Source organism: Paenibacillus pasadenensis (assembly GCF_023715725.1).
GTDB lineage: Bacteria > Bacillota > Bacilli > Paenibacillales > Paenibacillaceae > Paenibacillus_O > Paenibacillus_O pasadenensis_A.
Window position 1 is genome coordinate 1 of sequence record NZ_JAMBOT010000019.1, and the last position, 24,242, is coordinate 24,242.

The window sequence follows — 24,242 nt, forward strand, 5'->3', positions numbered from 1 at the left end:
CCATTGCCTCTGTCATCATCCAGAACTCGTCGCTCCCCGTGCGGGAGCGTGGATTGAAATCGATTGATTGGAGAGAGCAGCGGGCTAAGGAATTGTCGCTCCCCGTGCGGGAGCGTGGATTGAAATTTAATGATCAACAAAAACTTGCTGATCAAATGGGTCGCTCCCCGTGCGGGAGCGTGGATTGAAATTAAAAAGAACGTTGTATTTTCCAAGTTGCTAGGATGTCGCTCCCCGTGCGGGAGCGTGGATTGAAATGGATATTAACTCTAGTCCAGCCCGCCGCCGAAGTCGCTCCCCGTGCGGGAGCGTGGATTGAAATTCGAAAAAGAGCTTGCTGGGGATTATTCCGCAGTCGTCGCTCCCCGTGCGGGAGCGTGGATTGAAATGTTGGGGGGGCGTGTGAGAGAGTGTTGTGGTTTGTCGCTCCCCGTGCGGGAGCGTGGATTGAAATAAGAAGAAGGTTAAACATCCATCACCTTATTGAGTCGCTCCCCGTGCGGGAGCGTGGATTGAAATGCTGATCGAGCATAAGATCCGTAGAGCGCTTTAGGTCGCTCCCCGTGCGGGAGCGTGGATTGAAATACCTCGCCAAAGGCAGCAGTCATAGATTCGCCCGGCGTCGCTCCCCGTGCGGGAGCGTGGATTGAAATCTTGTTTTTTGAAGTTGTTAATGGGAACCCCAATGTCGCTCCCCGTGCGGGAGCGTGGATTGAAACCGTGATCGTCGTGTCGCTCCCCGTGTAGGAGAGTGGAATGAAATCAAGAATTCTCGTGGCTACCTCAAGCTGCCCTTATACAGGTGCATGACTTATACTCGCTTGGCGAGGCAATCAGCTTATTTTATTCGTCCCCTTCCCATTACGGGGACATATCCCGACCTGCTACCTATGCCTGGCATAGGCTAAATCCTCCCAAGATGAAATACGCGCGCCGTTGTGCTAAACTACTGGAATTGCAATGTATTCGGGGAGGTAGCACAGCTACATGCTTATTTTGGGTATCGCCGGCGGCACCGGCTCAGGCAAGTCCACTGTGGCAAGGTCCGTTATCAACCGTATGGGGCAAGGCGCGGTAACGTTTATATCTCAGGACAATTATTATAAAGACCACTCGGAGCTTTCAATGGCCGAGCGCGAGAAAATCAATTACGACCATCCGTTTGCGTTTGACAACGCACTGCTGGTTGAGCATCTGCAGGAGCTCAAGCAAGGCAAGACTGCGTACGCTCCGGTTTACGATTTTACGAATCATGCTCGTAGAACGGACGAAACGGTCGAGCTCAAACCAAGTCGAATCGTTATTATTGAGGGGCTGCACGTCCTGTCGGATGAGCATCTGCGCTCGCTATTGGATATTAAAGTGTTCGTCGACACGGACCCGGATGTGCGTATTCTAAGGCGAGTGCTGCGGGATATTGAAGAACGCGGCCGGACGATCCAGTCCATACACGATCAGTATCTCAACACGGTTAAGCCGATGCATGAAGCTTTTATTGAGCCGTCCAAAAAATACGCCGATCTCATTATTCCCGAAGGCGGGCACAACGAGGTGGGAGTGGAGCTTTTATCGGTCTTGACGGAAAAATATTTAAAAGAGGGCAACGGCTAACGCCTGTTCTCTCTTCTTTAATAGTTGGCACCAGTCAGACCAGAGCCAACTTATTAGACCTCTAAAATGGACAAGCCTCGCGGCGAGTCCATTTTTTATTTTTACCGGCCGTTTGACGCCAAGCAGATATGCGGTAAAATAGCGGCTGAGAGAACAACCGGGAGGGAAGGCCGTGAACGAGGCTATTCTCGTCGTTGAGGACGAAGACAAAATTGGCCGGCTGCTGGAGATTGAGCTGGAATGCGAAGGCTACCGCGTCGGCCGGGCGTCGAACGGCTCCCAGGCGCTGGAGCTGTACCGCTCCCAGACATGGGATGCGGTTCTGTTGGACGTCATGCTGCCGGGCATGAGCGGCTTCGAGCTGCTTCGCCGCATACGGACCGCTGATACGCGCACGCCCGTTCTGCTGCTGACGGCCAAAGATTCCGTGGAGGATAAGGTGGCCGGTCTTGATCAAGGCGCCAATGATTATATTACAAAGCCGTTTCAGATGGAGGAGCTGCTTGCGCGCGTGCGCGCTGCACTGAGGCTTCGCCCTCCGGCTCAGCCGGAGGAAGCGGCGGCTTCGGATGAGCCTGAAGACTGGCTCGCTGCGGGGGAGCTTCGACTCAGCCCCGGCACCCGGGAGGTCATCCGAGGCGGCCAGCCGATTGAGCTGACTCCGCGTGAGTTCGACCTGCTGGTGTATTTGCTTCGCAACAAGCGGCAAGTTCTCAGCCGGGACCAGATTATGCAGGCGGTATGGGGCTACGACTACTTGGGGGATACAAACGTCGTAGATGTTTACATACGTTATGTGCGCAAAAAAGTCGACCATGGCTTCGCCCAGGAGCTGATTCAGACCGTTCGCGGCGTCGGGTACGTCCTCCGGGAAAGCTCATGAGGCTGCGCAGCAAAATCCATCTTTACTCCTCCGTGCTGTTCGCCGCCGTCATTATTCTGATGAATGTATCCATCTACGCGATGTTCTGGCGCATCTCCACGAACAGCGAGCTTATGCGTGCGGAAGCGGAGGCGGTTACGGCGGCTGCCGGGCTGAGAGAGGCGGCGGATACGGCTGCGATGCGCGATCTGCTGCGCGCCTATGTGCCGCTGGACGGCATGATCGGCATCGTGGACGCACACGGGTCGGCCGAAGGAAGGGTCACCTCGGCAGGCGAGCCGGGTTTGAGCCGTTGGCAGCTTCATTTTACGGAGGAACGGCAGGTACGTACGGTTCACTTCGAGGGACGCAGCTTCAGCTACGCCTCGATTCCCGTCATCTGGAGCGGCGGCGAGGTTGCGAACATTCAGGTCATGCAAAGCATGGAGGCGGCGTCGGACAACTTGCGGGTGCTGGGCCGGGTGTTGACGGCCGTGACGCTGCTCGCTTTGCTGCCGGTATTCCTGTCATCCTGGCTGCTGGGCCGGCTGGTCATGCGTCCGATCCAGGCAATGACCTCCACGATGCGAGATATCCGGGGAAGCGGCAGCTTCCGCCGGCTGAAGCAGCAGGAGGGGACGCGGGACGAGCTGGCCCAGATGGGCGAGACGTTTAACAGCATGATTGAGCAGCTGGAAAATAACTACGACAAACAGAAAAGCTTCGTTTCCAACGCCTCCCACGAGCTGAAAACGCCGCTGACCGTCATTGAAAGCTACGCCAGCCTGCTGCTGCGGCGCGGCAAGGAGCGTCCGGAGCTGCTGGAGGAATCGCTGCAGGCGATTCATTCCGAGGCGGTGAGAATGAAGGAGATGACGGAGCAGCTGCTGCTGCTTGCCCGTCCCAAGGAGCAGTGGCAGGTTTCGCTTGGACAGGTAGAGCTCGGTGCTGCAGCGGAGGAATCGGCGCAGGCGTTTCGCAGCGCCTACGACCGGGCGATCTCGGTCCGGCTGCCGGAGCTTCCGGTTACGGCCTGGAGCGACGCGGCCAAGCTGAAGCAGCTGCTTTTTATTTTGCTGGATAATGCCCGCAAATACAGCGAGGATGAGATTACCGTAACTGTCGCGGAGCGGAAAGGCGGAGGCGCGGAGCTGAGGGTCACGGATCGGGGCATCGGCATTCCTAAGGATGAGCTGCCGAAGGTGTTCGACCGCTTTTACCGCGTCGATCAGTCCCGCACAAGGAGCATCGGCGGAACCGGGCTGGGCCTGTCGCTGGGCAAGGAGCTGGCGGAGGCTATCGGGGCGGAGCTGACGCTGGAGAGCGTGGAAGGACTTGGCACGACGGCAGTTGTCGCTTTCTCAGCAAAATCTAATCCGCATCGGCTATCCTATTCTCACAAGAGCAAAAAGGAGGAGGGGAAGCGATGAGCGGACGTTACCGGATCATTGGACTCGGACTTGCGACGGTAGTGTTCGTTGCAGCCGTATGGCTTGCCGTGGAGAGAATATGGGCCAGTCCGCAGCTGCTTAGCGTACAGCAGGCGGAAAACGCCGTTTTGGACCAATATGACGGCATGATCAAGGAAACCCGGTTGAGCGGCGACCGGTATAAAATCGTGCTGGCCAGCAGCGGCCGCCAGTACGAGCTCGGCCTAAGCGCGCGGGATGGAACGATTATGTCCATTCACAGCCTTGGAGCTGCCGAAGGCTCATCGCTGCTTCCCGGAACGCAGCCGCCCGGCTCACCGCCTGACGGAACGACAACGCCAGGGAAAACGTCGCCGACTCCATCGCCGTCCTCTTCAAAGGCACCTCCGACGCCGACTCCGAGTCCGAAGCAATCATCAAAGCCGACGGCAAAACCAACGTCAAAGCCAACGACAAAACCGACGGCAAAGCCAAGCCCCACAACGAAGCCGAAGTCTCGGGCGATTTCGGCGGAGGAGGCTAAAAAGCTGGCGGCCGCTCATCTTAAGGGTAAAGCCAGGGATGTGAAGCGCGGCAGCCGGAACGACTATTTGGTCGAGGTGAAGCTGTCTGACGGCAGGAGAGCGGAGGTTCAGATCAACGCCATTTCCGGTAAAGTGATGTCTGTTGTCTGGGACGAGAAGCATACGCCGCCGAGAGGCTCCGGCAAAAAAGGCGGCGATGACGACGATGATAACGATGACGATGACAGAAACGACGACGACAGACACGGCGATGATGGCGATAAAAAGCGTGGCGGCAACGATGATGACGATTGAACAGCCGATTAGAGGGCTTCGCGACACTGCGGAGCTCTTCTTTGTTGTTCTCTGAGTTTTATCATCGATTTCTAATGTTGCTCCAATAGTTTTCTCATTCGGGGGCGTTACATTGTTCATGTGCCTTATTACGAGCGATGATAACTGAGAGGAGTGTTGAACATGAACATGAGCATGATGAGCAAAAAGAAATGGGCGGCAGCCTTCTCGGGCCTTTTGGTTGCGGGAGCGATCGGCGGAACGGCGGCGTTCGCCTCGCAATCGAGTTCCATGATCGGTCTGGACAAAGCGAGCGAAGTAGCGTTGAAGCATGCAACCGGACAGGTGGAGGGCATTGAGCTGGAGCGTGAGGTCGGCAAAGTTTATTACGAGGTGGATGTAAAAGATTACCTGGGCCGTGTGTTCGAAATTCATGTTGACGCCTACAGCGGAGATTTTCTGGGCAAGTACGTAAACGTGAACGACGATGCTGCAGCTGCGACTTCGGCGCCAAGCAGCTCGCCTTCTCCGTCCGCATCGCCAACAACATCTCCAACCCCAACCCCAACCCCAACCCCAACGCCAACGCCATCTCCGAAGCCGGGCGGCATTATAACGGCTAAGGACCATGACACGAAAAAAACCGACGTTAAGCCTAAACCGACCGTGAAGCCGTCACCGGCACCGGCGAAGCAGACCGGAGTAAAGGCGGTCACGAAGGAGCAGGCTGTGCAAATTGCCCAAAAGGCGGTTTCCGGCAAGCTGATCAAAGTGAAAAAGGACCGCGAGGACGGCCGTTTTGTATACGAGGTTAAGCTGTCTACGGACAAAGGAATTGTTGAGGTTGATGTTGACGCCGCCACAGGTAAAATTACTGAAGTAGACCGCGATGACCGCGACGACCGCAGCTGGAATGGCCGCGGAGACGATAACCGTCATGACCACGGCCACGATGATAAAGATGATGACAAGGATGACGACGACGATGACCGCGACGACCGCGACGACCGCGGCAAAAAATCCAATGACCGCGACGACGACTAAGTTCGGGCCATTTTTGAATCGTAAAGAGACATCTTGACTCCACATAAGGCCTGCACAAAGATTTAAACCTGCGTATCCTTAAGCGCAGCTGCAAAATGGGAGGGAACTGAGCGGGGCTCAGCTTCCTCCCGTTTTTGTCTATGCGTTAGCGATAATTAACGTTTTTGAAGAAGGACTTTTTGTCGTAATCGGCCCTGACATATTGATATCCGTGATACTGGGATTCCGGTATGTGGGAAAAGCCCTGTTTCTTAACGTAAAGGAGACGGACGCTCCAATACTTTGGTATCCGACATCGGCGCTGGTGTCTTCCAAGAAAATAATTTGCAGCTCAAAATGATGCGAACTGCCAGGAGCCAGATTGCCGGATGGACTTGGCGGGGCAATGCCGCTAAGCAAAGATATAAATAAAGGGAACCTGCTTGTATTCACAATATCGAAGCCGATGGAGTCCGCTGCACGTTCAACAGGGGAATTTAAACAGTCGCCAAAAATGCGGACAGCCGTCACCAATAGAATAAACAAAACAAGGGTAATCCCCATGTTCACATCCTCCTTCTTCCGCATTTTAGTTACGCTAACTATTCGTCAATCGGAAATAAGCAGCAGAGTGCGGGAGGATTTGATAGCTGCAATGGGACCTTTTGTAGTATAAAAAGGGATGTCTGGATTTCTTAATTTCCACCCGGCGGAGTTAGATAAAACAAAGGAAACTTCAATATCGGTGCCTTCGGAGCGATAGATAGCGGTGCCGGCGGTATCTGTAAATATGACAACTTCAACTTCATAATGATGATCTCCGCCTGGCGGGAGATACGCAGCTGGAGTCGGCTGTTCAAAATCGCCATAAATAAATGTGCGTCTAAGCGGAATTGAACTCACATTAACGATATCAAAACCAACTGTCGCTCGAGCCGAAAAATCCCCTCCAGCATTTGCATAGAGGCTGGGAACGATGCGCACCACAATCGTCAGCAAAATAAACAATACAAGAATGACGGCTGGGCTTGAGCTATTAAAACGGCTGATTTTTACTTGTTTAAAAGTCATTCCACGTCCTCCGAAAAATCGCTATATTAGTATAATATTAAGGGGCTTACAGATTTGTGAGGGCTCCTTACGAGAATAAAAGAGCCGCCCCCGGTCATCTGACGATGACTTCAGGGGCGGCTCTTTTAACGTAGTCATTCATTTTCAGCTGCGTCCGTACATTTCTTCAATCGTTTTGCGGATGTCCTCATCCGTCTTGCCTTCTACTTTCATGGAGATGGATTCCGCCGCAATTTGCAGGCAGACGCCGCAGCGGGTTGCGTGATCGTCCCAGACGATGGAGCCGTCCTCGCGTACTTCGTTTATAAAACAGTTCAGATTGCTTTTATGGCCGACGTTTTCCATACAGCCGCAGTAACAGGGCATTTTGGAAAGCAGGTCGGTTGCTGTTGCCGTTGCGGTATAAACGATCTGGATTTGTTCCGGCTGAGTGTCCAAAAACTTCGGGAGCTGCGAGGCGGATGCGGTTTCCTCACGAATATCGGTAGCGGCATGGTCGCCGTGGCCGTCCTGAGAGCCAGAGTCTGCATGCGAGGAGGAGCCTTCGGTTGCAACGGATCCGCCGTCGCCGCATGCGGCAAGCAGCAGCGCAAAGCTTATGGAGACAACTGGCAGCAGGCGGCGAAGCGTCCGGCGCCAGGGGGATTTTGAATGGAACATATGTAGCAAGCCTCCTTGGAATGGACAAGCGTTTTCATCGTATACTATATCATATTTCATCCCGGAGATTGGGAAAAAAAGTGGTTGACCCTTACGCAACGTGAGGCCTTATTCTGATGCAGAAGGGAGAGACGCAAACAAAATGTTCAAGGTAAAAGAAGTGGCCGAACTGGCCGGAATCAGCGTCCGGACGCTGCATCATTATGACGAAATCGGCCTGCTTCATCCGGAAGAAGCGACCGAATCGGGTTATCGGCTGTATTCGGACCGCAATCTGGCCGCCTTGCAGCAAATTTTGTTTTTCCGCGAGCTCGGATTCCCTTTGAAGCAGATCAAGTCAATCCTCCAGGACCCGGGTTACCGGGCGGCCGAAGCGCTGCAGATGCACCGGGAGATGCTGCTGGAGAAGCGGCGGCGGCTGGACGCCTTGATCCGCAACGTCGAAATGACGATTCAGGATGCCGAAGGAGAGAGGACCATGAGCGGTAAAGAGCGGTTTGAAGGATTTAATTTTAGCCACAATCCCTATGAGCAGGAAGCCAGGGAGCGCTGGGGAGACGAGGCCGTCGACCGGGCGAACGAATACGCCAAGGGCATGGGCAAGCACGATCAGGAGGCGTTCAACGACCTGTACCGGAAACTTGCGTCCGTAAGGCATTTGCAGCCGGATTCGGATGAGGCCCAGGAGGCTGTCGGCGAGTGGTACCGTATGCTGCAGCGGTTTGGCAGTTATTCGCCGGAAATGTTCCGCGGGCTAGGCCAAATGTATATCGACGACGAGCGTTTCACCCGCAATATCGATCAGTTCGGAGAAGGCCTCGCTTTGTTCATGCGCGATGCGATGGCTGTTTACGCGGATCGTGCTGCCGATAATGATTAACGAATGTGAATAATAGAGTGACAAAGCCTTTCCCGGTCCGGGAGAGGCTTTTTTGTGACGAAGGGTAGGATAGGATTGACAGTCCTGTCCGATCATTCGCATAATGGAAGCTGCATGTATGGAGTCAAATTGTTCGTAAGATGGGAAATGCAAACGCGTGTCGTAAGCGTGATCAATCATTAAGATCGTTAAAGGGGCAAAGTCATGGAAGAAAAGCCAATACCGAGGTGGGCATTTGCGCTTGTCGGCGCGGTGCTGCTGCTCGTTTTGCTCAGCGTAGGATATGCCTTATTTGCAAGCGGCCAGCATGGAGAAGACGAAACGCAGACCAGCGCGGTGGAGCTGCGGTTTTAATGGAACTCGAGTCCATTCAGAAAATGACTCCTCTTTAGGCCTTTCCGGCGGCGGGAAGGCTTATTTTATTATCCAAATTTCACCTTAATCGGGACTTTCCGACCGTCGAAGCAGAGCATTTTGAAGGACTAAACGCTTAAAATGATTCAGGTGATGCCCACATAGGCCGCTTGTATAATTATGTCGAATGTCCCGTTGACAGTTTGTGCAAACGGTTGCATAATGACGAGACAATACCGCGCAATCGTTTGCTCAGGATTGATGAACAGATGTTCATCCCTGTGCAAGCCGGACAATGAAAGGAGGGAGCCTGTACATAGGAAATGATTTCATTTTAAATGTAAGCGTTAACATTAGCCGGATAAAAGAGCCGTTCACCTAGCTTGCATTTTGCAATGCCATCTATGATTAAAAAGGAGAATGATTGATGCCATTAAAAAAAACAAATAGACGCTGGGGCTCGCTGCTTGCCGGCGCATTGCTGCTGCAAACGATAGCGGGGGCAGGTTACGCCGCTGTTGGCGGGAATGGTTTGAATGGAACGGCGGAGGCTGCGGCTGCACAAAGCGCGGGACTGCCTGCGGCGACGAAGGACGGCGTTATTTTTCATGCGTGGAACTGGTCCTTCGAAAACATCCGCAAAAACCTCCCGGCTATTGCGGCCGCCGGTTTTAAATCGGTCCAAACCTCGCCGATTCAGGGCAATAAGGAGCCTGCCGTGGACGGAAGCCAATGGTGGGTGCTGTACCAGCCGGTTAATTTCGCCATCGGCAACACGCAGCTCGGCACTCGCGAGCAGTTCCGGTTAATGGCCGAGGAAGCGGACAAATACGGCATTAGCATCATCGTCGACGTTGTTGCCAACCATACCGGCAACGCCGGGGGCGGAGAGCAGACGTACAAACCGGCAGCAAACGTCGATCCGTCCATCCGCGACAACGCTGCGTTTTGGCATGAGGCGAGGGGAGTGGAGAACTGGGACGACCGCTGGCAGGTGACGCAATGGGGCATCGGGCTGCCTGACCTTAACACCTCCAATCAGGAGCTGCAAAACAAGGTCATTGCTTTTCTCAACGATGCGGTGGCGCTTGGCGCGGACGGCTTCCGTTTTGATGCGGCGAAACATATTGAGCTTCCCGACGACCCGGCCGGGTCGAACTTTTGGCCCCGCGTGCTTGGAGCGTTGACGGATAAGGAGAAGCTGTACAACTACGGCGAGGTGCTGCAGGGAGCGGCGGACAATATGGCCGGATACGCCAATCTGATGAGCGTTACGGCGTCGAACCTCGGCCATGAGGTGCGCCGCGCGGTTGGCTTCGGCAGCAGCGTCAACGTCGGTCTGTCGCAGCCTTTCGGGGCGGGCAATATTAATCCGTCGAAGCTGGTTACTTGGGTGGAATCCCATGACACCTATGCCAATGACAGCAGCGAATCAACCGCGATGACCGATTACCAGCTGGAAATGGGCTGGGCGCTTATTGCGGCCCGCGCGGAGACGACGTCGCTCTTTTTCGACCGTCCGGCTGGAAGCGGCAAGTTCGGCAGCAAGCTCGGAGAGCCCGGCAGAGGGCTGTGGAAGGACCCGGATGTCGCGGCTGTTAACAAGTTTCATAACGCGATGGCGGGAGAAGGCGAGTATTTAAGAACGCTGCGCAGCGAAACGATGCTGATTGAGCGCGGAGCCAAAGGCGCTGTTATCGTCAATCTTGGCGGAGACATGGCGGTTGATTCCGTGACCAATATGGCAAACGGCGTGTATACCAGCAAAGCGTCGGGCGGCGGCAGCTTTACGGTGTCGAACGGCCGTATTAAAGGCAATCTGGGCGGCGGAAAAATCGCTGTGCTGTACAACGAGGCGAGTACGGCTCCAACGGCTGCGCCAAGTGCGACGCCTGCGCCGTCGGCAGCTCCGGTAACCGGGATGAGCGTTCATTTTTACAAACCAGCCGGGTGGGGCACGCCTAACATGTATTACTACGACGACAGCGTTAACCCTGTTAAAAACGGACCGGCTTGGCCTGGAACGGCGATGAGCGACGTAGGCGGCGGCTGGTATAAGGCGGTCATTCCTTCCTGGGGCCAGGCGAAGGTTGTGTTCAATTCCGGGAGCAGCCAGCTGCCTGCGGCCCAGCAAACGGGATATGCCGTAAACAACGGCGAGGTATGGGTTATAGACGGAAAGATATCCTCTAGCAAACCTTCACAGAGCCTAGTCAACGTCACCTTTACCATCCAAAACGCTGCCACCGTGACGGGCCAGAACGTCTATATTTCCGGCAATGCGGCGGAGCTTGGCAGCTGGGACCCGGCCAAAGCGATTGGCCCGGGCTCGGCGTCGAACTATCCGGCCTGGACCGTGACGGCGCAGCTTCCGGCAGGGGCGGCAATTCAGTTCAAAGCGCTTAAAAAAGACAGCAGCGGAAATGTTGTCTGGGAAAGCGGATCGAACCGCAGTTATACGGTGAGCGCGTCCAGCCCGAATGTAACGTTTTCGTTTGCGAATTAGAGTTGGGGGGCAGCAACCGTGCGGAAAGAAGGAGATTAAAGAGAGGAACGGCTACGGAGAAGCTAGGACAATGGTAGGGGGGATGGGGAGCAGGTACAAACGAAGTTACGACTAAATGAAAAGAATCGGAGCGTAGAGGTAACAAAGACATGATTAGTTGGAAGGAGCTAGAGTGTAAATAGGATGCAGAAGAACGGAACGACAGTTGTTGATAAAGCAAAGGAAATTGAATTAGAGTGAGTTTAGATGTAGGACTAGCGCAGAAAACCAGGGAGGTATGAGCTGAAGAGTTGGTTTAGCGTAGGAAAGAGAGTCGAACAGGAGTATGTAAAATCTTTTGTGTAAACTCCAAAACCAATTTACTATGGAAATAGTTGAAAGGTTGGGGAGTACACATGGGGTTATGGTCGAAGGAGCAACTGCGGGCATTCATTAAGGAGAATAAACTGGTGGCCGCGCAGGATGCGCAGAACGCGTTGAAAGACCTGTTTGCCGAGACCATCTAGGAGATGCTGGAGGCCGAGATGGGTACGCACTTGGGCTACGAGAAGCATGAGACGAAAGCTAAGGTCACGCCTAACAGCCGTAACGGCAAAAGCAAGAAAACGGTCGTCAGCGAATACGGCGAGCAAGAGATCCTAGTGCCGCGTGACCGACTGAGCGAGTTCGAGCCACTTGTGGTCAAGAAGCATCAGTCCAACGTGACGGGAATTGAGGACCAAATCGTAGCCCTCTACGCCAAGGGCGTGAGCACGCTGGAGATCCAAGATCACCTGCAAAGCTTATACGGTATTGAGGTCTCACCGACGCTCATTTCCAATGTCACGAACAAACTGCTGCCACTCATCAAGAAATGGCAGAATCGGCCGCTGTAAGGCGTTTATGCGGTCGTCTATCTCGATGCCACCCACTTTAAGGTGAAGCAGGACGGGGCCATCGTGAACAAGGCAGCATACATGGCTATCGGCATTGACCTGGACGGCAACATGGACGTGCTGGGCATGTGGATCGGCGAGATCGAGTCGGCCAAGTTCTGGCTGAGCGTCCTTAATGAACTCAAGAACCGCGGTGTCCAGGATATTCTCATCACGTGCGTAGACAACCTCTCAAGCTTCTCGAAGGCCCTCTGCGCCAGCTACCCGAAGACGGAGATTCAGAAGTGCATCATCCACCAAATCCGTAACTCCACCCGCTATGTATTCTATAAGGATCTCAATAAGGTCACAGCCGACCTGAAGCCGATCTACAATTCCGCAACGGAAGAATTGGCGCTGTTGGAACACGAACGATTTGAGGAAACATGGGGCACCAAGTATCCGCTGATCATTCGCTCGTGGCGGACTAACTGGCCCGAGATCGTTACGTTCTTCAAATATCCACCGGAGATCCGCAAGCTCATCTACACGACAAACATGATTGAGAGCTACCATCGGCAACTCCGCAAGGTCACTAAAGGGTAAGAGCATCTTCCCAACAGACGAAGTGCTTCTCAAAATGCTCTACCTGGCGACCATGGACGTCACCCGCAAGTGGACAGGCCGGATCCAGAACTGGGGGCAAATTCTCCTCCAGCTCTCCGTCTTTTTCCCTGAACGTATCGGTCAGCATCTACGCTAGGTTTCACTGTCAGTGGGTTTACACAAAGTAATTGACAGACCCACATTTAACGTGAACGTTTTAAGTCTTATTCTTTAATGGTAAATTGAATTTCTTTTTCGCGTGTTTTTGCATCGAATAGTATCACATTCCATTCTTGATCAACCAGGTTAATCGATTTAAAAATAGGAATTTGTATTCCTTTGTACTTGTTTATAACCTTATTAATTATTTTAACTTGTTCATTGCTTTCGTTAATAATATCTATTCTTTTTGCCTCTCCATACGCCGGATCTGATGTCGCTATTTCGCCATTAAAAGCAATCTTAACCTTATTACCAATTTCTATATTTGAGTTTGATAAAACCCAGATTGCTTCGTAATCAGATGATTTTTCTTCATTATAAGAGGTTACTAACATCTTACCAGATTCACTTTTCACCACATATCCAATCAGTTCGTATACAACCTCATTTGAGTTAGAATTTATTCTCGATGAATAGTCAGAATTACAAGCAGTTAATGCAATGATAGACCCAATCGCTAATATAAGCTTCAAGACCGAATTCATCTAACTCCTCCTACAAGAAAAAGCCGGGGCACCCGGCTTTTTTTCTCTCAAAATGGTATGCCATATAAAAACAACGTGTAATCAGGCCAATATGTTGCGAAAGTTCCAATTTTTGTAGCGGAGGCCCAAGCATCGTTCCCTGAAAGACTTGATTTTCCTGACATTACGCCATAGAGGGCATTACTTGAGAAAAGAGGGGCGCCGCTATCACCTGAATCCTGAAATTGATAATTAGGATTTGCAATTTTAATCTGATCCGGCCGGTTTACTCCACTTACTACGGGATTAAAGCTAGTACTAAGAACCGTACTGCATGTATACCCTGTAGTAATACCAGACTTACATACGCTCTGACCCTGTGTTACTGTAGAGGTGCTAGTAAAGCTTCCATCATAACTTGAAGTAGATGTTTTAATTACCCCATTACTAATTTGACGGCCAGTTTCAGTTATTTTTATAAGTCCAATATCTTGTCCATTCCCTGCCTTAGCCCATTCTACTCCCACTTTTGATGTATTTTGATTAACTGAGGTTGTACCATTTGCAGAGCTTAAACAATGTTCAGCTGTTATTATATACCTATCTGCTCCTTTTTTTGCTGTTGCAGCAATTGTACAACTGTTGTTGTTTATTGCAATTCCGCCACCAATAAGAGAATTATTTCCATTCCTAGAAACAGTATTTACGCCTCCTTGGAATTCATTACTTACTCGAAATTCAATAATTTCTCCGTATCTATCTAGTATTAAGTCTTTCGCTTTTTGTGATAGATTTGTACTTTCAATTATAACTCTACCTATTTCTTCATCGGTAAAAGTAGATGTGATGTTAGCGTGTAAACTATTATAAAATTCCAGATTATCAAAAATATCTTTATTTATTTCGAGCAGTGTATCGGAAGGGAACGATTTTTCATTAGAAACCCTGAATTCGATGATATTTTCTGGGAATTCATATTTTATTTTGTCTATTAGTGCATTTATTTGATTGGAATTTTCTAAATCTGAGGAATATGAAAATACAAGTTTTTTATCATTAGGATTATTAATTTTAAAGCTGCTAACTGAATCATCAAAATATAGATTTCCAAGACTTCTAAGTTCTTGAAGATATGGATCTAGACCTTCAAGTAGTTCTTTTTCTTTATTTACTTGATTTAATATGGACTCATTAGCAGACAATAAATTTGAAGAAGATTCTGCAGATACTCCTGATGATAAAAGGCTCAGAGACAACAGGGCAGATAAAAACATAATTCTTTTTTTCATTTTATTACCTCCTCAAGGTATGTATTTACATAAATAGTATATATCTGTTTTTTGTTGGTTTATATAGGTATTTTATCATGTGCTTTATGTACTATGTTGAATTAAATAGGGGATGTCTGAAAACTTATCATAAAGAGTTACTTCAACAAAATCATGGAAGAAGCCAAGAAGGCAAAACTCTAAAATCTCAAGAAAGCTTGTCATGGTGTGTTGCGATCCTGCGGAAGGTTTGAATTATTTTGGATAGAATCCCACGACATACTGTTCTTTCTACTGATAAAAATCGAATACCAGGGATTGCCGTATTCGACTTTGACTTTGGAGGGAGGCAGAACGTTGCGTCTTGAGTACATGGTTCGAGTCGGCTTAAACTACACTTCTGGACAGAGTTACGCTAGAGAGAGTTTCAACCGTCACTGTGTAGTCATGAATATGTCATGGCGTTAAAAATAGGTGATCTAAATTACCGAATGTATCCACAATAGTGTGGTTCTTGGTGTTTCGGCCTCCTCTGGAAAGTCTGATTTTTGGATTGGTTTCGGCGTTTCAGCCCTTTTTAGCTTCCGTCGCATTCTGCTGAACTTTGAAGGAAGTGCTATCAATTGATGCATCCTGCCAGTCCGCATCGCCGGCCAAGGACCCACCCCCTTTGAAAATGTTCGTCCTTGTAAAATTATGTTATGGTTTTCGCTTTTGAAGCATTATGCAGACATGCCCTAGTAATGATGAGAATTAATGTTCGGTTGAATCGGCTCTTAGGTCAGTATCTAGGACACTATCTCTTACTATTTAGAGATGTGGCTCTAGTTGCATCGGAACAAGCTTATGTCTCGAAGAAGCCATAGAAGGCTTCATTCAACACTCTGATCGACGGCTGCAGTATGCATCGGAGGCGTACCCCGACCGTTTGAAGAACTGCAAGATGATGCATAGTATGAGCAATAGGGGCAATTACTACGAAGGTCCGGCAATTGGGGCAAAACGTCTGCCGTTCAGTTTATCGCCGGACTTCCGGGGGGTAATCTGCTACAATGGAAGGTAGTTGTATAGCGGATCCGTTACGCGGAGCACCGCTTCATATGCTCAAAAGGTGCTGCGGGCGGAGCAATCTCCGGCAGCTTAATAGGGAAGCCGATGCAACTTCGGCGCGGTCCCGCCACTGTAACGCCGAGCGGCTGCCTATGAACCACTGTTCCCTCAGGGAACGGGAAGGGGGGCAGCGTCCTGCCATGACGCGAAGCCAGGAGACCTGCCTTTTGATCCAATCGGTCAAGCCCACGAGGATGGGGTGTCGGCGGACTCAAGAGGTATTTTCTTTGGGCGGTCCGCTTGTCATTCGCATCTTCCGCTACGGGAGATGCTTTTTGCCGTTTATGGAAGACCGGGCGGCGTGCGCGGACGGAATCAATAAAGTGTTTGTATAGATTGGGGAGAGTGGAATGAAACGTTCAACAGGCTGGGCCCGCCACAAATGGAAGCTGCTCGGCATTCCCGCCGCCGCGCTGATCGTGGCCGGAACGGCATGGCTATACAGCGGGGCAGCGGGAGGCGGCGCCGGAGAGCGGCAGACGGCCGCGCTCCAAAGCACCGCGCCGGCTGCGAGCGCATCGCCGCAGCCAAGCCCGGACGGCGCCGGCGGGGCGGGGTCGCAGACCGCCCCGCCGCCGACAGGAGCGCCGGAGGACGATTCGTCCTCCGGCGGCCGCGGCGAGGCCGATGCGCAGCCGGGGACAGGGACAGGGGCTGACGCAGGAGCGTCAGCGGATGCGTCCCCGTCCCCTTCCCCGGCGAAGACGGCCGCGCCGCAGGCCACGGCGAAGCCGGGAGCGGCGGGAGCGGCGGGGGATAAACCCGCCGCAACGCCGCCCGCCGGAGGGGCGAAGCCCGGGGGCGGGAAGGCTGGCCCGTCCGAGAAGCCGCAGCCGAAGGAAAAGACGGTGCAGCTGAGCATCGTCGGCCCAGAAGATACGGGAACGATACTGGACTCCGCCAAGGTGGAGATCGGAGAGGATTCCACCGTCATGGACGCGCTTAAAAAAGCGACGCGCAGCGGCAAAATCCAGCTGGAGTTCAAGGGAACCGGAGCCGCCGCTTATGTGGTCGGCATCGACAATATTTATGAATTCGATAACGGCCCCGGCAGCGGCTGGCTGTTCAGCGTGAACGGAGAATTCCCCAAAAAAAGCGCAGGAAGTTATGCGCTTAAGCCGGGCGACGAGGTGCGCTGGATGTACACGCTTGATTACGGCGACGATCTGGGCGCTCCTGATGCAAGCGGCACGCAAGGCGGCGGCTGATGGTTTACGGATTCGCCAGCCTTCATCCCCGCGTATGCTTCCTATATTTTGCGCTGCTGCTGTCATTCTGCATGCTGTTTCTGCATCCGCTGCTGTTAGGCGCAACGCTGGCGGCAGTTATTGGCCTTAATCTATCGCTGGACGGCGGACGGGCTTTGCGCAGAAGCATCGGCGGATATATGATTCTAGCTTTGTTTATATTTATCGTTAACCCGCTATTCTCCAGCAGAGGGGCAACGATTCTGTTTTATGTGTGGGATCGGGCGGTTACGTTGGAGTCGGTCGTTTACGGCGCGCTGTTCAGCGTGTCGATGCTCTGTTTGCTGATCGCCTTCACTGCCCTGAATTTGGTGTTAAACCCGGGCAAACTGCTGCTTTTGCTGTCGCCGATTGCGCCGCAAACGGCTTTTGCGGTAACGGTAACGATGCGTTTTGTGCCGCTGTTGACCCGGCGTCTCAAAGCCATTATGACGGTACAGCGGGCAATGGGCTATTTTACCGACGGTATGGGCCGCAGACGTTACGCGCGTGAGGCGATGGAGACGCTGCATGCGCTTGTCTCCTGGTCGCTGGAGGAGGCGCTGCAGACGGCGGCGTCCATGCGTTCGAGAGGGTATGGCATTGGCCGCCGAAGCAGCGCTGACGAGCAGACAATGGATGGGCGCGATTGGCTTGTATGCTGGGTTTTGCTCGTTGTCGGCGGAAACAGTCTGATCGGCCGTCTTATGGGCGTGCATGCGTATGAGGTATACCCGCGTCTGGAACCGCTTGGAGAATCGCCGCTCGGCTGGCTGCATTTGGCGAGTTATCTGGCTTTTCTGGCGCTGCCGCTTATTATGAATGAAAAGGAGAGGCTGCATTGGCGTCATATCAGATCGAACATGTAAACTTTCGCTACCCCGGTTCGGAAGAGCTCAGGCTGAAGGACGTCAGCCTGTCCATTGAAGAAGGGGAGTTTGTGCTGTTATGCGGCCCGTCGGGCTCAGGCAAAACGACACTGCTGCGCCAGCTGAAACGGGAGGCTGCTCCAGAGGGCCGGCTGGAGGGCAGCATCCGTTACGATGGAGAGCCGCTGGATTCGCTGCCGCCTCGCCGCTCGGCGGAGGAGATCGGCATGGTGTTCCAGGACCCGGACAGCCAGATTGTCATGAGCACCGTATGGCAGGAGCTGGCGTTTGCGTTGGAGAACCTCGGTTATCCGGCGGCAGCGATTCAGCGTAGACTTGGCGAGCTGGTGCCGTTTTTCGGCATGGAGGGCTGGCTGCACCGTGAAGTGCATGAGCTGTCCGGCGGGCAAAAGCAGCTGCTCAACCTGGCATCCGTCATGTCGCTCCGGCCCAAAACACTGCTGCTCGACGAGCCGACCGCACAGCTCGATCCCGTTGCAGCCCGCGAGTTCATCGGACTGCTGTCGCGGCTGAACGAGGAGCTTGGCCTCACAATTGTCATCTCGGAGCATCGCTTCGAGGATTTATTCCCTTTGGCTTCGCGGGTCGTGCTGCTGCGGGACGGGCGCATCGCCTGCAATGCAACGCCGCGAGAGGCCGCGCTGCGGATCGGCGGCGAAGGGAGCATGGAGGCTTTGCGCTTCCTGCCGTCGATTGCCCGGATGTTCGCCCAGACGGAAGCGAACGGGAAATCGGTTATGGCGTTTGAGCCGGAAGGGATGAACCCCCAATCTACATTTGCTGCTCTGTCTTCGCCAGCTAGGAACAGTCCGGCCGCCGACGTTCCTCAAGCCAGCTATGCGGAACAGGAGGGAACGCGCTTTTCTGGCGAAGACGCTCCCACTGCTAAGGGACGCGCCGCCAGCGTGCCGCTCACAGTACGCGAGGGAAAAGCTTGGCTGCGCGGCTCGCAGGACCGGCTTGCAACGCAGCTTGCTTTTGCCGGAACGGCAGCCGCCAGCGGCTTATCCGGCACTGCAAGTGCGGCAGCTGGCAATGTAGCATCCAGCGTCGCCGGAACGGCAGCCGCAAGCGGCATATCCGGCACTGCAAGTGCGGCAGCTGGCAATGTAGCATCCAGCGTCGCCGGAACGGCAGCCGCCAGCGGCTCATCCGGCACTGCCGGCACAGCCGCTGGCAGCAGCAAATCCAACGCCCCCAGCAGCCCGGACGCTCCGGCTCTGCTGGAATGCCGGGAGCTCGTTTTTGCCTACGGCAAAGACGAGGCGCTTGTGCTCAACCGGCTGTCGCTGGAGGTTGAGCAGGGCCAATGGATGGCGCTTTTTGGCAGCAACGGCGCGGGCAAGTCGACGCTGCTGCAGTGCATCGCGGGCGCGCTTGAGCCGCAGCGGGGTGCTATTAGCCTTGGTGGAGAGAAGCTTGGCCGCCGCAAGCTGCAGGGCGGGTCCGAAGCGCGCAGCCGGATCGGCTATGTCGCGCAGAACCCGCTGCTTTATTTTACGCGGGATACGGTTGGCAGCCAGCTGGAGGACCGGCTTCGCAGGCTCGGGCTGGAGCGCTCCGCTTCTCCTCTGGCAGAATTGGAGGAGCTGCTGGAGCTAGGCGGTTTGCAGGACCGGCATCCCTACGACATTAGCGGCGGCCAGCAGCAGAAGCTTGCGCTGCTCCTGGTGCTGCTTGGGCAGCCGGAGCTGCTGCTGCTCGACGAGCCGACTAAAGGGCTTGATCCGGAGTCCAAACACCGGCTGGCCGGACTGCTGGAAAACATCCGCTCCAAAGGAACAACGCTGCTTATGGTCAGTCACGATGTCGAATTCGCCGCTGCCTATACGGACCGCTGCGGTCTGTTGTTCGACGGGCAAATGGCCGGACTGCAGAGCACCCGCGATTTTATGAAAGACAACTATTATTACACAACCGCTGTTCGCCGCGCCGCCGGAGAGCTGCTGCCGGAGCTGCTGACGCTTAAGGATTTGGGCTATGATTAAAGGCCGTACGGGATGGGCTGTATATGCGCTGTGTTTTGCCGCAGCGGGGGCTGTACTGCTGGCAACAATGTGGAGGAGAGAGCTTTACTTGCCGCTAAGCCTCCTTATGGTTTTTTTAGCGATGCTGCCGTTTTTCATCCGGTTTGAGCGCCGCAGACTGCGTGCGGAGGAGCTGCTGCTCATCGCCATGCTTGGCGCAATCGCGGCGGTCAGCCGCATTCCGTTTGCGCCGCTGCCGAGCGTGCAGCCGGTGTCGTTTGTTGTTATTATGGCGGCGCTTGTGTTTGGAGCGGAGACAGGCTTTCTCGTTGGCGCAATCGCCGCGATCGTCTCCAATCTGTTTCTCGGCCAAGGACCGTGGACGCCATGGCAAATGTTCAGCTGGGGCATGATCGGATTCACGGCAGGTTTGCTGCGCAACACCCGGTTCATGGGAAGCTTGTGGGGCAAAAACCTATTTGGCCTCGTCTGGGGATTTCTTTTCGGCTGGATTATGAACCTGTGGGGGCTGCTCGGATTTGTCGAAACGCTGAATTGGCAGGTCGTTTTTGCCTCATACGCCGCCAGCTTTGCCTTCGATTTGACGCATGGCCTGTCGAATGTGTTTTTCCTAACGCTGTTTTCCGGCATCTGGCTCAAAATTTTGGGCCGAGTCAAGCTGAAATACGGATTGTTAGAGCATTAGAGCGCCTGCCTGTTAATCCGCGCAAGAAAAAACCGTTTCAGCCGCAATCGGCTTGAAACGGTTTTTGGTTTTAACGATCGTTACAACTTCCATCCTAAAGAATCCAAAAGCCAATTCAGCGCCACGAGCGCCACGGCCAAATAGAGCAGCATGTTCAGCCAATCTTTGCGGGAGAGCCGGAGATCCTGGACAAGATGAAAAACGGACCAGACGAAGATGACCAAATACGCGAGCTGAAGTACAATGGACGGCATGATCATTTCCCCTCTCGGCAAGGTGTTGAAGAAGACTTGCTGGTATATCATATGAGCGTAGAATAGAGATATGACGGATGATAAGAGATAATTTGAAAGCGTTTGCGAAATAGTTTGCTGCTGAAATTCGAACGCTTTAGGAGGCCTGAATGAGAGCGACGGTTTATATGATTCGACATGCGGAATCGGTTTACAAGCATGGGGAAGAGAGCAGCCGCGGCCTTTCAGAAAAGGGTTTGCGTGACACCCTTCAGGTGCGGGAGCTGCTTGCCAAGGAAGAGATACATCTCGTATTTTCAAGCCCGTACATCAGAGCGGTTCAAACGGTTCAGCCGCTGGCGGATGCCAAAGGGCTGCACGTTCAGCTGTGCGAGGAGTTTAGAGAGCGATCCATCGCCGGAGACGACGTTGCCGCTTCCTGGGAGCAGGTTGTGGGCGCGATGCGCCGCTCTTTTACCGATAAGGACTACGCTCTGCCCGGCGGGGAGTCGGCAAATGAGGCTTGCTTGCGAGCCGTTACAGCCATGGAGGAGCTGCTGAGGGGCTTTGCCGGACAAGGAATTGCCGTCGGCACGCATGGGAGAATTATGTCCGCGATGCTGCATCATTGGGATGCCAATTACGGATTCGATTTCTGGCAAAACGCATCTATGCCGGATGTATACAAGCTCAGCTTTGACGGCGGACGGCTGGTGGATGCGGAACGGATGTGGACGCCTGAAGCGGAATGACTTTCAAAATATCGGATAATCACATGGAGGTTCTCGGCGGGCGCTCGTAGGGGAGGATGAAGCAGGCACTCTTTTTAGAGTAAACAAGGCCTTTATTGGTCTTATATTGTTTGAAATGCGATGAAATTTGAAAATAAGGCCTTTATCGGTCTTATTTTTGTCCGAACACGTGGTTGAAGTGAAAATAAGACCTTTATTGGTCTTATATTTGTCCGAACACGTGGTTGAAGTGAAAATAAGACCTTTATTGGTCTTATATTTGTCCGAACACGTGGTTGAAGTGAAAATAAGACCTTTATTGGTCTTATATTTGTCCGAACACGTGATTGAAGTGAAAATAAGGCCTTTATTGGTCTTATATTTGTCAGAACACGTGGTTGAAGTGAAAATAAGGCCTTTATTGGTCTTATATTTGTCCGAACACGTAGTTGAAGTGAAAATAAGGCCTTTATTGGTCTTATATTTGTCAGAACACGTGATTGAAGTGAAAATAAGGCCTTAATGGTCTTAACATGGTGAAGAGGAGGACAAGCCAGGCGGTTGGAGCCTAATACTTGTCCCTAAGAATGAGCAGTCCGTTCAATTTGGTTCCAGGCTCGCGCCCGTCAGCTCTTACCGACTAGGGTACAACACGTCGAATTCCCGCCGCAGCATCCCGTAAATTAGCTCGTCGTGGCGGCGTCCGTTTGTAAACATTTGCTCCCGTAAGCGGCCCTCCAGCTGGAATCCAAGCGATTCCTGGAACTTGATCGAGGCTTCGTTGAAGCCGTACACATGGGCAGTGGCTTTTTCATAACGCAGCTCGTGGAAAAAATACCGCAGCAGCAGAAGTACAGCTTCAGACGAGTACCCTTTACGCCAATGCGGGCGGAAAAGGGCGATGCCGTATTGGAAGCTTCCGCCTCGGGGATCGCAGTGATGGGCGTTCAAACTTCCGACCAGCTCGCCATCAAGCGTCTCGATCACAAGAGCCACGCTGTCGCCCTCGGGCTCCTCTTCCGCTTTTTTTTCCGCCCATTGCCGGGTCCCTTCCTCGGAGCGCGGAAAATAGATCAGGTCGCATGCTCTCGCCGCTTCCATATCTCCATCGTTATCGTGAAAAAGCTCCCAATCCTCAGGATTAATCGGCCGCAAACGAACGCGCGCTCCTTGCCAGCTCATCATTGCTTGTCCTCCTTTTGAGTAAAAAAAGCGCCCCTAAAGCCAAAGTCTAACCTTCCAATCCGTCCGTTGGCAATTCTGATTTCTCGTTCAGGCTTGTCATTCCAATGTATTCTATTTTACCCGTTCGGGCAGGGAGAGTTTAAATATAGTTAAATTTAAAGCCAGGCTCCGTGTAGGAAACCTGGCTTGCACGTTGTTGAACGATCGTCTCCGCAGTTTAGCGGGCCATCTCGGCAAAAGCGGCCGCCGCTGCTTCCAGCGTGCGGGCGATATCTTCCTCCGTATGGGCGGTTGTCAGGAACCATGCCTCATATTTGGAAGGTGCCAGACAGATGCCGCGATCCAGCATGAGGCGGAAGAAGCGGGCGAACTGCTCGCCGTCCGTGTCCTGCGCCTGCTCGTAGTTGGTTACCGGATGATTGCAAAAATGTGTGGAAAATGCGCCGCGAATACGGTTAACCGTCATTGGCACGCCGTAGCGGGACGCCAGATCGGCCAGCCCGTCCGCCAGCCCGGCGGCGAGCCGGTCCATCCGCTCATACACGCCTGGCTGCTGGAGCACCTCCAGGCAGGCGATGCCGCTGGCGATGGAAGCCGGGTTGCCGGCCATCGTGCCGGCCTGATAAGCCGGACCGAGCGGAGCGACCTGCTCCATAATATCTTTGCGGCCGCCGTATGCGCCGATTGGCAGGCCGCCGCCGATGATTTTGCCGAGCGCCGTCAGATCCGGCTCTATGGCCGCCGCGTTCGGGAACGCATCGAACGTCTGCGCGCTGCCGTAATGGAAGCGGAAGCCGGTAATGACCTCGTCGTAAATGACCACCGCTCCTGCCTCGCGGGTAAGACGGCAAAGCTCCTCGAGGAAACCCGGCTGCGGCATAACCATGCCGAAGTTGCCCACGATCGGCTCGACCATAACGGCTGCCGTTTCCGGTCCCCAACGCTCCAGCGCTATTTTCAGCGCGTCGACATCGTTAAACGGCACCGTGATGACTTCGCTGGCGATGCTTTGCGGAATGCCTGCGCTGTCGGGGATGCCGAGCGTGGAAGGACCGGAGCCCGCCGCCACAAGCACGAGATCGGAGTGGCCGTGATAGCAGCCAGCGAATTTGATGATTTTATTGCGGCCGGTATAGGCGCGGGCGACACGAATCGTCGTCATGACAGCCTCGGTGCCGGAATTGACGAAGCGCACTTTGTCGAGGGAGGGGATTGCGTCTTTCAGCATGCGGGCCATATGGATTTCTAGCTCGGTCGGCGTGCCGTAAAGCGTGCCGTTTGCGGCGGCGCGGCTGATTGCCTCGGTAATATGAGGATGTGCATGTCCGGTAATGATTGGGCCATAGGCGCAAAGATAGTCAATATATTGATTGCCGTCGACATCCCAGAAATAAGCGCCTTGGCCGCGCTTCATAAAAACGGGTGCGCCGCCGCCGACCGCTTTGAACGAACGGCTCGGGCTGTTGACGCCGCCGACGATATGCTGGAGCGCCTCGCTGTACAGCCGCTCGGACGCGGCCCGGGAGGAGCCTGGTTTGGCAAAGGAAGTTTCGGATGTATGGGACATTAGGGATGACCTCCTGATC

At 53.5% G+C, this 24,242-nt stretch carries 21 protein-coding genes, 1 pseudogene, 1 CRISPR repeat array and 1 riboswitch; of the genes and pseudogenes, 14 read left to right on the top strand and 8 right to left on the bottom strand.

The window, feature by feature from the left end; genetic code table 11:
* The first annotated feature begins 28 nt into the window (after positions 1-28).
* Positions 29-719: a CRISPR direct-repeat array (repeat unit 32 nt; unit sequence GTCGCTCCCCGTGCGGGAGCGTGGATTGAAAT).
* Positions 720-987: 268 nt separating this feature from the next.
* The 5 genes from udk (at position 988) to M3223_RS23030 (ending at position 5,744) form a co-directional block, all read left to right on the top strand.
* On the top strand, positions 988-1,611 hold the full coding sequence (gene udk / locus M3223_RS23005; protein ID WP_251566032.1) for a uridine kinase: 624 nt from the start codon (positions 988-990) through the stop codon (positions 1,609-1,611).
* Positions 1,612-1,783: 172 nt separating this feature from the next.
* A complete protein-coding gene (locus M3223_RS23010; protein WP_251566033.1) occupies positions 1,784-2,494 on the top strand; it encodes a response regulator transcription factor in 711 nt (236 codons plus the stop codon).
* Positions 2,491-3,903: a sensor histidine kinase gene (locus M3223_RS23015; protein WP_251566034.1), complete on the top strand. Its 1,413-nt coding sequence runs from the start codon at positions 2,491-2,493 to the stop codon at positions 3,901-3,903. Before M3223_RS23010 ends, M3223_RS23015 begins: the two co-directional genes overlap by 4 nt.
* Positions 3,900-4,721, top strand: a complete 822-nt coding sequence (locus tag M3223_RS24375) for a PepSY domain-containing protein (RefSeq protein WP_285891420.1) — start codon at positions 3,900-3,902, stop codon at positions 4,719-4,721. The genes M3223_RS23015 and M3223_RS24375 overlap by 4 nt, the downstream gene beginning before the upstream one ends.
* Positions 4,722-4,883: 162 nt before the next feature.
* Entirely contained in the window at positions 4,884-5,744 is an 861-nt protein-coding gene (locus M3223_RS23030) for a PepSY domain-containing protein (RefSeq protein WP_251566036.1), read from the top strand.
* Between the two features lie 138 nt (positions 5,745-5,882).
* On the opposite strand, the gene M3223_RS23035 is transcribed toward M3223_RS23030, so the two are convergent.
* The 3 genes from M3223_RS23035 to M3223_RS23045 form a co-directional block, all read right to left on the bottom strand.
* Positions 5,883-6,287: a hypothetical protein gene (locus M3223_RS23035; protein ID WP_251566038.1), complete on the bottom strand. Its 405-nt coding sequence runs from the start codon at positions 6,285-6,287 to the stop codon at positions 5,883-5,885.
* Positions 6,288-6,332: 45 nt separating this feature from the next.
* Positions 6,333-6,794, bottom strand: coding sequence for a hypothetical protein (locus M3223_RS23040; protein WP_251566040.1), 462 nt, complete (start codon positions 6,792-6,794; stop codon positions 6,333-6,335).
* Between the two features lie 144 nt (positions 6,795-6,938).
* Positions 6,939-7,454, bottom strand: a complete 516-nt coding sequence (locus tag M3223_RS23045) for a PCYCGC domain-containing protein (protein WP_251566043.1) — start codon at positions 7,452-7,454, stop codon at positions 6,939-6,941.
* A 142-nt stretch (positions 7,455-7,596) separates the two neighbouring features.
* On the opposite strand from M3223_RS23045, the gene M3223_RS23050 reads away from it, so the two are divergent.
* From M3223_RS23050 to M3223_RS23065, 4 genes and pseudogenes are all read left to right on the top strand, one after another.
* Positions 7,597-8,334, top strand: coding sequence for a MerR family transcriptional regulator (locus M3223_RS23050; RefSeq protein ID WP_251566045.1), 738 nt, complete (start codon positions 7,597-7,599; stop codon positions 8,332-8,334).
* A gap of 204 nt (positions 8,335-8,538) precedes the next feature.
* Positions 8,539-8,688 carry a hypothetical protein gene (locus M3223_RS23055; protein ID WP_251566047.1) on the top strand — a complete coding sequence of 50 codons (150 nt, stop codon included), beginning with the start codon at positions 8,539-8,541 and terminating at the stop codon, positions 8,686-8,688.
* 427 nt (positions 8,689-9,115) lie between these two features.
* Positions 9,116-11,194, top strand: coding sequence for a carbohydrate-binding module family 20 domain-containing protein (locus M3223_RS23060; RefSeq protein WP_251566049.1), 2,079 nt, complete (start codon positions 9,116-9,118; stop codon positions 11,192-11,194).
* 395 nt (positions 11,195-11,589) lie between these two features.
* Positions 11,590-12,811: pseudogene (locus M3223_RS23065) on the top strand (IS256 family transposase).
* A gap of 67 nt (positions 12,812-12,878) precedes the next feature.
* Here the strand turns inward: M3223_RS23065 and M3223_RS23070 are convergent.
* Together M3223_RS23070 and M3223_RS23075 are read right to left on the bottom strand one after the other, a co-directional pair.
* A complete protein-coding gene (locus M3223_RS23070; protein WP_251566051.1) occupies positions 12,879-13,361 on the bottom strand; it encodes a DUF3221 domain-containing protein in 483 nt (160 codons plus the stop codon).
* Positions 13,362-13,408: 47 nt separating this feature from the next.
* Positions 13,409-14,629, bottom strand: coding sequence for a S1 family peptidase (locus M3223_RS23075; RefSeq protein WP_251566053.1), 1,221 nt, complete (start codon positions 14,627-14,629; stop codon positions 13,409-13,411).
* A 1,071-nt stretch (positions 14,630-15,700) separates the two neighbouring features.
* Positions 15,701-15,900, top strand: a riboswitch (cobalamin riboswitch).
* A 168-nt stretch (positions 15,901-16,068) separates the two neighbouring features.
* Between M3223_RS23075 and M3223_RS23080 the strand changes: the two genes are divergently transcribed.
* From M3223_RS23080 to M3223_RS23095, 4 genes are all read left to right on the top strand, one after another.
* Entirely contained in the window at positions 16,069-16,926 is an 858-nt protein-coding gene (locus M3223_RS23080) for a DUF4430 domain-containing protein (protein WP_251566054.1), read from the top strand.
* On the top strand, positions 16,926-17,813 hold the full coding sequence (locus tag M3223_RS23085; RefSeq protein WP_251566057.1) for an energy-coupling factor transporter transmembrane component T: 888 nt from the start codon (positions 16,926-16,928) through the stop codon (positions 17,811-17,813). Before M3223_RS23080 ends, M3223_RS23085 begins: the two co-directional genes overlap by 1 nt.
* Positions 17,786-19,822 carry an ATP-binding cassette domain-containing protein gene (locus tag M3223_RS23090; RefSeq protein ID WP_251566059.1) on the top strand — a complete coding sequence of 679 codons (2,037 nt, stop codon included), beginning with the start codon at positions 17,786-17,788 and terminating at the stop codon, positions 19,820-19,822. Before M3223_RS23085 ends, M3223_RS23090 begins: the two co-directional genes overlap by 28 nt.
* Before the next feature lie 67 nt (positions 19,823-19,889).
* On the top strand, positions 19,890-20,507 hold the full coding sequence (locus M3223_RS23095; RefSeq protein ID WP_251566091.1) for an ECF transporter S component: 618 nt from the start codon (positions 19,890-19,892) through the stop codon (positions 20,505-20,507).
* A gap of 80 nt (positions 20,508-20,587) precedes the next feature.
* Here the strand turns inward: M3223_RS23095 and M3223_RS23100 are convergent, their stop codons facing one another.
* The gene (locus tag M3223_RS23100) at positions 20,588-20,761 is read right to left on the bottom strand and encodes a hypothetical protein (protein ID WP_251566061.1); all 174 of its coding nucleotides are present in this window, start codon (positions 20,759-20,761) and stop codon (positions 20,588-20,590) included.
* A gap of 149 nt (positions 20,762-20,910) precedes the next feature.
* On the opposite strand from M3223_RS23100, the gene M3223_RS23105 reads away from it, so the two are divergent.
* Positions 20,911-21,492 (top strand): histidine phosphatase family protein, encoded by a 582-nt coding sequence (locus M3223_RS23105; protein WP_251566063.1) that lies wholly within the window; start codon positions 20,911-20,913, stop codon positions 21,490-21,492.
* 612 nt (positions 21,493-22,104) lie between these two features.
* Here M3223_RS23105 and M3223_RS23110 read toward each other — a convergent pair.
* Both M3223_RS23110 and M3223_RS23115 read right to left on the bottom strand, forming a co-directional pair.
* Positions 22,105-22,656, bottom strand: a complete 552-nt coding sequence (locus tag M3223_RS23110) for a GNAT family N-acetyltransferase (RefSeq protein WP_251566065.1) — start codon at positions 22,654-22,656, stop codon at positions 22,105-22,107.
* 217 nt (positions 22,657-22,873) lie between these two features.
* Positions 22,874-24,223, bottom strand: a complete 1,350-nt coding sequence (locus M3223_RS23115) for a glutamate-1-semialdehyde 2,1-aminomutase (RefSeq protein ID WP_251566067.1) — start codon at positions 24,221-24,223, stop codon at positions 22,874-22,876.
* Positions 24,224-24,242 lie beyond the last annotated feature (19 nt).